General features: G+C 71.4%; 8 protein-coding genes. 4 read left to right on the forward strand and 4 right to left on the reverse strand.

From position 1 onward, the window contains the following. The first annotated feature begins 15 nt into the window (after positions 1 to 15). The 4 genes from ACFYOU_RS02910 to ACFYOU_RS02925 are packed head-to-tail and all read left to right on the forward strand — an operon-like array spanning position 16 to position 3830. A complete protein-coding gene (locus ACFYOU_RS02910; RefSeq protein WP_391303046.1) occupies positions 16 to 1275 on the forward strand; it encodes a serine hydrolase in 1260 nt (419 codons plus the stop codon). A gap of 1 nt (position 1276) precedes the next feature. Then, complete coding sequence (locus ACFYOU_RS02915) at positions 1277 to 2023, forward strand: VanZ family protein (protein WP_391303048.1); 747 nt, start codon at positions 1277 to 1279, stop codon at positions 2021 to 2023. An 18-nt stretch (positions 2024 to 2041) separates the two neighbouring features. Then, entirely contained in the window at positions 2042 to 2758 is a 717-nt protein-coding gene (locus ACFYOU_RS02920; RefSeq protein WP_391303050.1) for a response regulator, read from the forward strand. After that, complete coding sequence (locus tag ACFYOU_RS02925) at positions 2751 to 3830, forward strand: ATP-binding protein (RefSeq protein ID WP_391303053.1); 1080 nt, start codon at positions 2751 to 2753, stop codon at positions 3828 to 3830. The genes ACFYOU_RS02920 and ACFYOU_RS02925 overlap by 8 nt, the downstream gene beginning before the upstream one ends. A 136-nt stretch (positions 3831 to 3966) precedes the next feature. Here the strand turns inward: ACFYOU_RS02925 and mfd are convergent, their stop codons facing one another. The 4 genes from mfd to ACFYOU_RS02945 form a co-directional block, all read right to left on the reverse strand. After that, entirely contained in the window at positions 3967 to 7530 is a 3564-nt protein-coding gene (gene mfd / locus ACFYOU_RS02930) for a transcription-repair coupling factor (RefSeq protein ID WP_391303055.1), read from the reverse strand. Positions 7531 to 7989: 459 nt separating this feature from the next. Next, the gene (locus ACFYOU_RS02935) at positions 7990 to 10566 is read right to left on the reverse strand and encodes an FtsX-like permease family protein (protein ID WP_391303057.1); all 2577 of its coding nucleotides are present in this window, start codon (positions 10564 to 10566) and stop codon (positions 7990 to 7992) included. Then, positions 10563 to 11351: an ATP-binding cassette domain-containing protein gene (locus ACFYOU_RS02940; RefSeq protein WP_391303058.1), complete on the reverse strand. Its 789-nt coding sequence runs from the start codon at positions 11349 to 11351 to the stop codon at positions 10563 to 10565. The genes ACFYOU_RS02935 and ACFYOU_RS02940 overlap by 4 nt, the downstream gene beginning before the upstream one ends. Before the next feature lie 646 nt (positions 11352 to 11997). After that, positions 11998 to 12888, reverse strand: a complete 891-nt coding sequence (locus ACFYOU_RS02945; RefSeq protein WP_391303061.1) for a cellulose-binding protein — start codon at positions 12886 to 12888, stop codon at positions 11998 to 12000. Positions 12889 to 13210: the final 322 nt, after the last annotated feature.

Raw genomic sequence — 13210 nt, forward strand, 5'->3', positions numbered from 1 at the left:
GTCTTCAGTGGAGGCATGGACCACAGCGCATCACCGTCAACGCCGGATCCGTTCGACCGCCGACGGCTGTTCAGATGGGGCGGACTGGCTGCCGCCGGCGTGGCGGCGGGCGTTCCACTGGTGGGCGCCGGGACCGGCCACGCCCACGCGGCCCCCACCGCCCCGTCCGAGAACGACCGGATCCCGCAGGACACCCTGCCCGGCGGAGCCTTCGACCGATACGTGGCGCAGCTGGCCGCCGAGGGCAAGTTCTCCGGCGTGGTGCTGCTGTCGCACCGGGGCCGCACGGTCCTGTCCCGCAGCTACGGCACGGCCGACGAGGAGACGGGGATCCCCAACCGCGAGGACACCGCGTTCAGCCTCAGTTCGGCGGGCAAGCCGTTCAACGCGGTGGCCGTCTTACAACTGGCGCAGCAGGGCAAGCTGCGGCTGTCGGACCCGGTGGGCGCCCATCTGACCGGCTTCGCCAAGGACGTCGCCGAGCAGGTGACCATCCACCACCTGCTGTCCGGCACCTCCCGGCTGGATTCCCCGGATGAGGACGTGCAACGCGTCTTCCAGAGCCGGGACGAGGTGCACGCGTACTACGCGCAGCGGGCCCGGCAGGCGACACTCGTGGGAGTCCCAGGCACTCCCAACACCGCCCACGCGGAGGCGGAGGCCACCGTTCCCGCGCTGATCGTGGAGGCCGTGGCCGGCACGACGTACTGGGACTACGTCCAGCAGAACGTCTTCAGGCGCTGCGGCATGACCGGCTCGGCCTTCTCCACCAGGCCGCAGTGGCTCACCGACCCGCACCTCGCGCACCCGTACATGGAACTGGCCGACACCAGCGTGGTGGACGCGCTCCGCAACCTGGACCGGGGCAGCCCGCGCCCGCACCTGCTCGGCAAGAACCCGGGCCGCGCCTTCATCGACGCCCCCGGGGACGGCGGCTTCGCCACCGCGCCGGACCTGGTCCGCTTCGCGCAGGCGCTGACCGACGGCACGGTGCTGGACCGGCCCTGGGCCGACGTGCTCTTCGGGGCCAAGATCCCCCACGGGCCGACGTCGTTCGGTGCGTACGGGCTCGCGATCAACATCGTCAACGGCCAGTGGAAGTACCAGCGTGCCGGGGGAAACCCCGGTGTCGGCGCCAACTGGAGCATCTACCCGTACACCGGCTGGGTCGCCGTCACCCTCATCAACCGCGACACCGACAGCCTGGTGGACATCCTCAATCGGCAGACGCAGGCCATCACCGGCACTGCGCCCTCCGGCGGGGCGGGCGGCTGAGGTGCGGAACACGAACCACGGCCCGTCCCCGTCAGCACCGCTCCGCCGGATCGTGCTTGCCGGCCTGGCGGTGCTCGGTCTGTCGGGCGTGCTGTTCGCCGTGTGGCGACCGCTCGTGATGGCCGCTCCGGCCTGCACGGCCGGGCGGTGGCACGGCTGCTTCGACACGTTCAACGGTGTGCTGCTCATGATGCTGGTCGGGCTGCCGCCCGCCGCTCTGGTGGTGTGGGCCCGGGCGAGCCTGCGGCGCGCCGGCGGTGTCGCGTCGGCGCGGCGGACGGCACTGGCCGAGGTGGGCATGGTCTACGGGACGGTGCCGATGGTGTGGCTGACCCTGCAACCGGGCCCGGGGGCCGGCGTCGTCCCCGGCCGGGTGAGTCCGATCCCGTTGCGGGACCTGGTCACGATGGGGCCGGTCGGGATCGGCGGCAACCTGCTGGTCCTCGCGGCGCTGGGGTTCTTCGCTCCGATGCGGTTCGCGGCGCTGGCGTCCGTGCAGCGGATCCTGGTGCTCGGGGCGAGCTGCTCGGTCCTGGTCGAGACGGCACAGTACGTCCTGCGGCTGGACAGGGTGTCGTCGGTGGACGACGTCCTGGTCAACGCCGCCGGCGCCGTGCTGTTCGGGCTGGCGTCGCGCCGCTGGTGGCGCACCGCGGCGGAGGCGCCGTCGGACCGGCCTCGTCCCGCGCCGGGCGCCGACAGGGTGCGGGGCGTGTCCGGTGGGCGCCCGTCGGCGCCGGTTCCGTGACGACCCTAGGCTTCACGGATGCGCGTACTGATCGTGGAGGACGAGCCCTACCTGGCCGAGGCGGTCCGGGACGGTCTGCGGCTGGAGGCGATCGCCGCCGACATCGCCGGCGACGGCAACGCCGCCCTGGAACTGCTCGGCCTCAACTCGTACGACATCGCGGTCCTCGACCGTGACGTCCCCGGTCCCTCCGGCGACGAGGTCGCCCGGCGCATCGTCGCTTCCGGCAGCGGTATCCCGATCCTCATGCTCACCGCTGCCGACCGGATCGACGACAAGGCGTCCGGTTTCGAGCTCGGCGCCGACGACTACCTCACCAAACCGTTCGAGCTGCGGGAGCTCGTCCTACGGCTGAGGGCGCTCGACCGCAGACGCGGGTACGCCCGGCCTCCGGTGCGCGAGATCGCGGGCCTACGGCTCGACCCGTTCCGGCGGGAGGTCTTCCGCGACGAACGCTACGTCGCGCTCACCCGCAAGCAGTTCGCGGTGCTGGAAGTCCTCGTCTCTGCCGAGGGCGGGGTCGTCAGGGCCGAGGAGTTACTGGAACGGGCCTGGGACGAGTACGCCAATCCCTTCACCAACGCCGTGCGCATCACCGTCTCGGCGCTGCGCAAACGGCTCGGCGAACCCTGGATCATCGCCACGGTGCCCGGCGTCGGCTACCGGATCGACACCGGTAGGAAGACCGTGGCCCCGGAGCGGGACATCGCTGCCCCCGGCAGTCCGCATGCCTAGGCCCCCGGGGCTCAGCACCCGACTGAAACTCACCCTCAGCTACGCCGGATTCGTTCTGCTCGCCGGCGGCCTCCTGCTGGCCGTGGTGTGGGGGTTCCTGCTGCGCTACGTGCCGGACGGCGACGTGGGTCTTCTCGGGGTCGCGCCCAACCGCTACGTCCTCCTGCAGGTCTTCGGCCCCGCCGCAGCCGCGGCGATGGTCTTCCTGCTCGTGTTGGGGCTGGTCGGGGGATGGTTCCTCGCCGGCCGGATGCTCGCACCACTCAGCCAGATCACGGATGCGGTCCGGACGGCCGAGAGCGGATCGCTGTCCCACCGGATCGGCATGAAGGGCCGCCAGGACGAGTTCCGTGAACTCTCCGACGCGTTCGACTCGATGTTCGAACAGCTCGCATCCCACGTCGCCGAGCAGCAACGATTCGCCGCGAACGCCTCCCACGAACTGCGCACCCCGCTGGCGATCTCGCGGACGCTCCTCGACGTCGCCCGCAAGGATCCGACGCGGGAACGGGACGACCTCATCGAACGTCTGCACGCAGTCAACCGGCGGGCGACCGACCTCACCGAGGCCCTCCTGCTGCTCAGCCGCGGCGACCGCGGAAACGTCACCCGCGAGGGCGTCGATCTGTCCCTCATCGCCGAAGAAGCCGCCGAAACGCTGCTTCCCCTCGCCGAACAGCGCCGGATCACACTGGATGTCACCGGCGGACCGGCTCGGACCAGCGGCTCCGCGGAGCTCCTGTTGCGGACGGCGACGAACCTCGTCCAGAACGCCGTCGTCCACAACCTCCCCGCCGACGGCACCGTAACGATCCACACCGAGGCGCACGGCGACACGAGCGTGCTGCGCGTCGAGAACACGGGTCCCCGACTCCCACCGGAACTGGTACCGACCCTCATCGAACCCTTCCGGCGCGGAACGGAACGCGTACGCACCGACGAACACGCCGGCGTCGGCCTCGGCCTCGCCATCGTGCACAGCATCGTCCGTGCCCACGAAGGGACCCTCGACCTCGTCCCCGGCCCCGCCGGCGGTCTGCTCGTCACGGTCCGGCTTCCCGGCCCGCCGTAGGCAGCGTTCCCCGAGCGGGCCCGTTCGGGCCGGCGCCACCAGCACCCGGCCCCGACGGCCCCGCCGCCGGGAACCGCCACCACCACCCGCACCGCTCGCGTACGGTACTGCGCCCTCCCCCGTTCGGCCGCGTCCGTTACGAGCCGAGGATCGTGGTCAGGAACTCGCCCGTCCACGCCAGCAGCTGACGACCCGTCAACGGCTTGCCGCCGACCTTCGCCGTCTTCGGACGGGGCACGAGCACCTGCCGGGTCGCCGTCTTGATCACCGAACCGGGGTACAGCCGCTTCAGCCGCAGCTCCTGCGACTCCCGCAACTCCACCGGCGCGAACCGGATGTTCGTGCCCTGGAGCACCGCCTCGCCGACCCCGCACGCCCGGGCCAGCATCCGCAGCCCGGCCACCAGCAGCAGGTTCTCCACCGGCTCGGGCAGCTTGCCGTAGCGGTCGGTGAGCTCCTCGCGGACCGCCGCGATGTCCTCCTCCGTGTTCGCCGAGGCGATCGACCGGTACGCCTGGAGCCGCAGCCGCTCACCGGGCGCGTAGTCGTGCGGAACGTGCGCGTCGACCGGAAGTTCGATCTTCACCTCCAGCGGCGGCTCCTCCTCCACCCCTCCCTCCAGGGACGCCCGGTAGTCCGCCACGGCCTCGCCGACCATCCGGACGTACAGGTCGAAACCGACGCCCGCGATATGGCCCGACTGCTCGCCGCCCAGGAGGTTGCCCGCACCGCGGATCTCCAGGTCCTTCATCGCGACGTACATGCCCGCGCCCATCTCGGTGTGCTGGGCGATCGTCGCCAACCGCTCGTGCGCCGTCTCCGTGAGCGGCTTCTCCGGCGGGTACAGGAAGTACGCGTACCCGCGCTCGCGCCCCCGACCGACCCGGCCGCGCAACTGGTGCAGCTGCGACAGTCCGAAGTTGTCACCGCGCTCCACGATCAACGTGTTCGCGTTGGAGATGTCGATGCCGGACTCCACGATCGTCGTGGACACCAGCACGTCGTACTTCTTCTCCCAGAAGTCGACGACGACCTGCTCCAACGACTGCTCCGACATCTGGCCGTGCGCCGTCGCGATCCGCGCCTCCGGGACGATCGCCCGCAGCCGCGACGCCGCCCGGTCGATGGATTCGACCCGGTTGTGGATGTAGAAGACCTGGCCCTCGCGCAGCAGTTCACGACGGATCGCCGCACCGATCTGCCGCTCCTCGTACGGGCCGACGAAGGTGAGCACCGGGTGCCGCTCCTCCGGCGGGGTGGTGATCGTCGACATCTCCCGGATGCCGGTCACCGCCATCTCCAGCGTCCTCGGGATCGGCGTCGCCGACATCGTCAACACGTCCACGTTGGCCCGCAGCTTCTTCAGCTGCTCCTTGTGCTCGACGCCGAACCGCTGTTCCTCGTCCACGATGACCAGGCCCAGGTCCTTGAACTTGGTCTCCGCCGCGAACAGTCGGTGCGTACCGATCACGATGTCGACCGAACCGTCGCGCAGGCCCTCCAGGGTGGCCTTCGACTCCGTGTCCGTCTGGAACCGGCTCAGCGCGCGCACCTTCACCGGGAACTGCCCGTACCGCTCGCTGAACGTGCCGAAGTGCTGCTGCACCAGCAGCGTCGTCGGCACCAGCACGGCCACCTGCTTGCCGTCCTGCACCGCCTTGAACGCGGCGCGCACCGCGATCTCCGTCTTGCCGTAGCCGACGTCACCGCAGATCAGCCGGTCCATCGGGACCGTCTTCTCCATGTCCTCCTTGACCTCGGCGATCGTGGTCAGCTGGTCGGGGGTCTCCGCGTAGGGGAACGCGTCCTCCAGCTCCCGCTGCCAGGGGGTGTCCGGGCCGAAGGCGTGGCCGGGCGCCGCCATCCGGGCGCTGTACAGCTTGATCAGGTCGGCGGCGATCTCCTTGACGGCCTTCTTGGCGCGGGCCTTCGTCTTCGTCCAGTCGGCGCCGCCGAGCCGGTGCAGGGTGGGCGCCTCCCCGCCGACGTACTTGGTGATCTGTTCCAGTTGGTCGGTCGGGATGTACAGCCGGTCCCCGGGCTGACCGCGCTTGGCGGGTGCGTACTCCACCACCAGGTACTCGCGGGTGGCGCCCTGCACCGTGCGCTGCACCATCTCGATGTAGCGGCCCACGCCGTGCTGCTCGTGGACGATGTAGTCGCCCGTCTCCAGGGTCAGCGGGTCGATGGTCTTGCGGCGGCGGGCCGGCATCCGCTGCCCGTCCTTGGCCGCCGTGCGCTGCCCCGACAGGTCCGTCTCGGTGAGGACGGCCAGCTTGAGGTGCGGGTCGACGAAGCCGTACTCGATCGATCCGCAGGCCACGTGCACCAGGGCCGGGCCGAGCTGGCCGCCGGTGCCCTTTTTGGCGGTGCCGTCGAGGCTGGTGAGGCGGGCCGGGATGCCCTCGCCGCCCAGGACCTCGACGGTACGGGCCGCCGGACCGTGCCCCTCGGTGACGAACACCGTGCGCCAGCCGTCCGCCAGCCAGCCCTTGGTGTCGGCGAGGGCCCGCGCGGTGTCGCCCCGGTACGTCTCCGGGGCGTGCATCCCCAGCTTCAGGGTGTCCGCCTCCGCCGGGAACGCGCTCTCGTCGGCGGCGAACGGGGACACCGACCACCACATCACGCCCAGCTCGCGGGCCCGCTCCCGGACCTCCGCGATGGACCTCAGGGAGGCCGCGCCGACGTCGATCGGGGCCTCGCCGCCGCCCGCGGTCGCCGCCCAGGACGCTTGGAGGAACTCCTGCGAGGTGGCCACCAGGTCCGCCGCGCGGGTGCGCACCCGCTCCGGGTCGCACACCACGGCCATGCTGCCCGCGGGCAGCACGTCCAGCAGCAGTTCCATGTCGTCGACCAGCACCGGAGCCAGCGACTCCATGCCCTCCACGGCGATGCCCTCGGCGAGCTTGCCGAGGAGTTCGCCCAGCTCGGGGTGGGCCTCGGCGAGGGCCGCGGCCCGGGCGCGCACGGTCGCGGTGAGCAGCAGCTCACGGCACGGGGGCGCCCACAGGCCGTGCTCCGCGACCTCCAGGGAGCGCTGGTCGGCGACCTTGAAGTACCGGATCTCCTCGACGTCGTCGCCCCAGAACTCCACCCGCAGCGGGTGTTCCTCCGTCGGCGGGAACACGTCCAGGATGCCGCCGCGCACGGCGAACTCGCCGCGCTTCTCCACCAGCTCCACCCGTGCGTACGCGGCGGCGGCCAGTGCCTCGACCGTCGCGCCCAGGTCGGCCTGCTGGCCGGTGCGCAGGGCCACGGGTTCCAGCTCGCCGAGGCCCTTCACCTGCGGCTGGAGCACCGAGCGGATCGGGGCGACCACGACCGAGACGGGGCCCGTCTCGGGGTCGTCGGGGCGGGGGTGCGTCAACCGGCGCAGCACGGCGAGACGGCGGCCCATGGTGTCCGAGCGGGGCGACAGCCGTTCGTGGGGCAGGGTCTCCCAGGACGGGTACTCCACGATGCCGTCGGCCGGGAGCAGGGAACGGAGTGCTGCGGCCAGGTCCTCGGCTTCGCGGCCGGTGGCCGTCACGGCGAGGATCGGGCGGTCCGCCTGCCGGGCGAGGGCGGCCACCACGAAGGGGCGGGCCGCTGGTGGGCCCACGAGGTCGACGTGGGGTCGGCGGGCGTCGCGGGCGGCGGTCACGGCTTCGGTGAGGGCCGGGTCCTCGGCTACGGCGTCCAGCAGGCCGTGCAGGCTCATGAAGGGGTTTCCGTCCCGGTGGTTGGGCAACACGAATGCCCCGGTTCTTGGGGGACCGGGGTTTTCTCAGCGTACGCCGTCCGGCGTGGGGGGTGGGGTTTCGTTTCCGTGTGGTGCCCCGTGCGGGGGCGTTGCCGGTTCGGTGCGCTGGCTCGTGCGGGTGCGCTGTTGCTTTTGCGCAGTTCCCCGCGCCCCTTATCGGGTGCGTCCACCTGCCGGTGCGGGGTTCTGGGCGGGTGCGCTGTGGGTTTGCGCAGTTCCCCGCGCCCCTTATCGGGTGCGTCCACCTGGTGGTAGGGGGTCCCGTGCGGCGAGCCGGGCTCCCTGGGAAGCGCCCCGATAGGGGGCGCGGGGAACTGCGCGAGCAACCACAGCGCACCCGTACTCGCCGGGGAACGGGGAGCACCCCGCGCCGTGGGAAGGCGCGGGGTGCGGGGCGAACCCGACCTAGAACACGGCCTAGTCCGTCGCGATCGCCGTGAGGACGTTCATGCGTCCCGCACGGAACGCCGGGACCAACGCGGCGAAGAGTCCGACGAAGGCCGAGCCGACGAACACCGTGAGGATCGTGGGCCACGGGATCTCCAGGATCCCGAGCCCCTCCAGCGCCAGGAGCTTCTGCGCGGTGGTGCCCCAGCCCATCCCCAGTCCGAGGCCGAGCAGCGCACCGAACAGGGCGATGACCACGGACTCCAGGCGGATCATCCGGCGCAGCTGGCGGCGGGACATGCCGATCGCCCGCATCAGGCCGATCTCCCGGGTGCGCTCCACCACGGACAGCGCCAGCGTGTTCACCACACCGAGCACGGCCACGATGATCGCCAGGGCCAGCAGCCCGTACACGATGTTCAGGAGCTGACCGACCTGGTTCTCCAGCTCTTCCTTGTAGTCGGTCTGGTCCCGGACGACGTACTGCGGGTACTCCTTCAGGCCGTCCTTGAGCGAGGCGTACGCCGCGTCGGCCTTGCCGTCCTTGGCCTTGCCGAAGAGCATCATGCTCTGCGGCATGCGGTCCGCGGGGAGGTACTGCTCGACGGTGGTGATGTTGACGTAGCGGGAGTCGGCGTCGATCGTGGCGTCGCCGGCGGTGATCGCGGCCACCTTCAGCTTGGCCGTCTCGCCGCCCTTGAACGCCACGGTGAGCGTGTCGCCGACCTTCACCCCGTGGTCTTCGGCGTAGTCGCTGCCCACCGACATCGCGTCCTTGCCGTAGGCGGCGGAGAGGTCGCCCGCGGTCACCTCGCGACGCAGGTCCTGTGCGTAGGTCGGGTCGGCGGCGGACAGGTCGGAGGACTCGGTCTTGCCGTCCGGCGTGGTGATCTTGGCGTCGACGAGCTTGTAGCGGCTCACGTGGTCGAGGTCCTGGTTGGCGCGCATCGCCTTCTCGGCGTCGCCGACGATGCCTTGCCCCGAGTCGGACTGGACGATGAAGTCCGCGCCGACCGACTTGTCCAGCTCGTCGGTGGCCGAGGCGACCAAGGAGGAGCCGACTACCGACAGGCACGCCACCAGGGCGAGGCCGATCATGAGGGCCGCGCCGGTGGCGCCGGTGCGGCGCGGGTTACGCAGGGCGTTCCGCTCGGCCATCCGACCGACCGGCCCGAAGGCGCGCAGGACGACGACGCTGAGCGCCCGGACCACCGCGCCCGCGAGGAGCGGGCCGATCACGATGAAGCCGATCAGGGTGAGGACCACGCCGAGACCGAGGTACATCGAGCCCTCGCTCGCCTTGTCGGCGTTGGCCGTCGCGAAGAGCGCGGCGCCGCCGGCACCGGTGAGGGTGAGGCCGATGATGCCGCGGACCAGCCCGGCCTTGCCGTCGGCGGGGGTGCCCGCGTCCCGCAGGGCGGCCATCGGGGAGACCTTGCCCGCCCGACGCGCCGGGAGGTACGCCGCGAGGACCGTGACGACGACGCCGAGGACCAGGCCGACGATGGGGGTCGTCGCCTTGACGGTGAGGTCCTCCGTGGAGAGCTCCATGCCCATGGAACCCATGAGTTCCATCAGGCCGACCGCGAGGCCGACTCCGGCGCCGACCCCGAGCAGGGAACCGACCACGCCGAGCAGGATCGCCTCGACCAGCACGGACCGGTTGATCTGCTTGCGCGAGGAACCGATGGCCCGCATCAGGCCGATCTCGCGGGTGCGCTGGGCCACCAGCATGGAGAAGGTGTTGACGATGAGGAAGATGCCGACGAGCAGCGCGATCCCGGCGAAGCCGAGCATGGCGTACTTCATGACGTCGAGGAAGGAGCCGACCTCGTCGCGTCCGGCATCGGCGGCCTCCTCCTGGGTCTGGAGCTTGTAGGTGCCGGAGCCGACCGCCTCGGCGATGTTGCCCTTGAGGGTCGTGTCGCTGACCCCGTCGGCGGCGGTCACGTTGATCTGGGTGAACGCGGCGGTGCTGTCGAGCAGTTGCTGCTGCGCGGTCTTGGTGTCGAAGTAGACGATGGCCGCGCCCGGGTTGGTGACCTTGAAGGAGGCGATGCCGGATATCTTGGCCGTGAAGTCGCCCTTGGCCGTGATCGTCCGCAGTTCGTCACCGAGCTTCAGGTCGTGCTTCTCGGCGGTGTCGGCGTCGACCATGACGTCGGTGGGGCCGCGCGGGGCGTTCCCCGACGTGATCTCCATGGAACGCAGGTCGTTGCGGGTCCAGTTGCCCGCGAAGGTCGGGGCTCCGCTCGTCGACCCGATGTTCTCGTTCTCCGCGTTGACGACCGTGACACCGGTGGAGGCGATGGAACCCTCGGCGTACTTGACGCCCTCGACCTTCGCCACCTTGGACACCGCGGAGGCGGGCACCGTCTCGGGGCGTCCGGTGGGGGTGGCCTCGCCGGCGAGTGCGGCGCTCTTGGCGCTGACCGTGACATCGGAGGACGTCGCGCCGAACAGCTTGTCGAACGTGGTGTTCATGGTGTCCGTGAACACCAGGGTGCCGCAGACGAACGCGACGGACAGCAGTACCGCCACCGCCGACAGCGCCATTCTTCCCTTGTGGGCCAGGAAGTTGCGCAGGGACGTCTTCATGACCGTCATGACGTGCGCCCCCGGGCGTCGAAGTCCTTCATGCGGTCGAGGACGGCGTCGGCGGTGGGCTGGAGCATCTCGTCGACGATGCGGCCGTCCGCGAGGTACAGCACGCGGTCCGAGTAGGAGGCGGCCACCGGGTCGTGGGTGACCATCACGATGGTCTGGCCCAGCTCGTCCACCGAGCGGCGCAGGAAGCCGAGGACCTCCGCGCCCGCACGGGAGTCGAGGTTGCCGGTGGGCTCGTCACCGAAGATGATCTCGGGGCGGGCGGCGAGGGCCCGCGCCACGGCGACCCGCTGCTGCTGACCGCCGGAGAGCTGGGTCGGCCGGTGCTTGAGCCGCCCGGCGAGGCCGACCGTCTCGACCACGCGGTTCAGCCAGGCGCGGTCCGGCTTGCGGCCGGCTATGTCCATCGGCAGGGTGATGTTTTCCAACGCGTTCAGTGTCGGCAGCAGGTTGAACGCCTGGAAGATGAAGCCGATCCGGTCCCGGCGCAGTTGGGTCAGCTTCTTGTCCTTGAGGCCCGTGATCTCGGTCTCGTCCAGGTAGATGTGCCCCTCCGTCACCGTGTCCAGCCCGGCGAGGCAGTGCATCAGCGTGGACTTGCCGGAGCCCGAGGGGCCCATGATCGCGGTGAACTGCCCGCGCGCTATGTCGACGTCGACGCGGTCCAGCGCGACGACCCGGGTCTCCCCCGAGCCGTACGCCTTCACGACCTGCCGCGCCCGGGCGGCTACGGCCGTACGCCCTCCCGTACCCCCGTGCTTGGGGGTGGTCACAGCCGTTGTCACGGTATGTCTCCTATGTCGGTCAATGGAAGCGCGCAGGCTTCCACCAGCAGTCGATGGGTCGAGCAGCGGCGGGCCCGGTCGGCGGGCGATCCGGCGGTGCGGTGATCCGGTGCGGTGGTCCGGCGTGGTGCGGTGGTGCGGAGTAGTGCGGTGGTGCGGTGGTGTCCTGATGCCAACCAGTGTCGAACGCGGAGGGGGTGCGGCGCCCTGGTGCAGAGCGCAGTCTTTCCCTGGGGAAAACCCCACCCCCGGCCCTGCGGTCCACCGCAGGGGGGCCACCGGACCCGTCGGTCCCGGCGCTCCCCCCGCCGTGTAGGACCAATCTAAGGACGCGAGCGGGCCGCCACGTCCTCCGGTGGTACGAAGCCGAACCACACCCTCCTACCGAGGTACCCCTAGGGGTTCTCCGCCCGCGGAGGGAGAACTCTCAGGGTCGAGTACTCCGTTGCTCGCAGCCCAGACTGCTCCCTCTCACCACGTGAAGGTCAAGCCCGCGCCGGACGAAGACCGTCCTGCGCCCCCGCCGACACGCTTTCCGGGCACCCCGCACCGGCCGCACCCGACCGTCCCCGGGCCGAGGCCGTCGAGGACGACGGCCTCGGCCGGGACGCCGTACCGCGGCTCACCAGGGCCCCGCGTCCGGGGCCTACTCCTCGGGCACCGCGCCCGTCAGCGCGGCCAGGCTGCTGCGCACGTGCGCCATGTGGGCCCGTACCTCGTCCCACCGCTCCCCGTGCTCCCGCAGCACCCGTTCCGTCTCCCGGGCGATCCGCTCCTCGCGGGCCTCCGCCTCCGCGAGCACCCGTGCCGCCTCGGCCTCCGCGTCCTGCTGGCCGCGCCGCGCGGCCTCCTCCGTGTCCGCATGGGCGCGTTCCGTCTCCGCGAGCCGGGCCTCGGCGCGGGCCAGGAGTTCGTCGCGCGCCGCGTCGGCCTCGCTCTCCCGCTCGGCGAGGGACCGGTCGGCCGTCCGGCCCCGGTCCGCGAGGTCCCGCTCCTGCTCGGCGAGGACGGTCGCGGTCCGCTGCCGGGTGTCGTCGAGCACCCGCTCCGCCTGGGCGCGCCACTCCTTCACGTCCTCCTGCGCCGACGTGCGGAGGGCGCCCGCCTCCGTCTGACCGGCCGCGACCCGTTCCTCCGCCCGGGCGGTCGCCGCGTCGCGCACCGCGCGCGCGTCCTGTTCGGCTGCCGCCCGGAGCAGCCGCCCGGCTTCCTCCCCTTCGGCGAGCGTCCGCGCGGCCTCCTCCAGGACGGCCTCCAGGACCGCGGCGGCCTCCGCCTCGGCCGAGGTCAGGATGAGCACCGCGCGCTCCCCCAGCGACTCGTACGTCTGCGGGGCGAGGGTCGCCGCCTTCTCCCTCAGCGACGCCGCCTCCGCGTCCATCTCCTTCGCCAGGACGGTCAGTCGGGCGGCCCGCTCCCATGCGTCGTCGCGCAGCCGGGACAGTTCCGTGATCCGTCGGTCCACCTGTTCCGGGCGGTAGCCACGGCCGCGTTGCGTTCCGAAGCCGTGGGGCGACGCCGCTGCTGCACTGCTCACCTGTGTTTCCTCTCCTCGCGCGACCGGGACCCACGGGGGAGCCGGGCCCGTCCCGATCCCTCCGGGAACGGATTCCACCCCGTACTCCGTCCGTCCGCTCGCTCAAGGATGCTCCCAAAGCCGCTGAAAGTCGGAATCGGGGTCTTCCCTTCCCATACCCACGCAGCACGCCCATGCCACTCTGGTCCGTGTGGGTGGGCGGGTGCGCTGTGGTTGCTCGCGCCGTTCCCCGCGCCCCCTCGGTGCGTCCCGCTGCGCGTGCGCGGCTCCGCTCGGTACGTGGTGGTTTCGCGCAGTTCCCCGCGCCCCTCTATCGGGTGCG

This window comes from Streptomyces sp. NPDC005955 (assembly GCF_042871255.1).
In the GTDB taxonomy this organism is placed as follows: Bacteria; Actinomycetota; Actinomycetes; order Streptomycetales; family Streptomycetaceae; genus Streptomyces.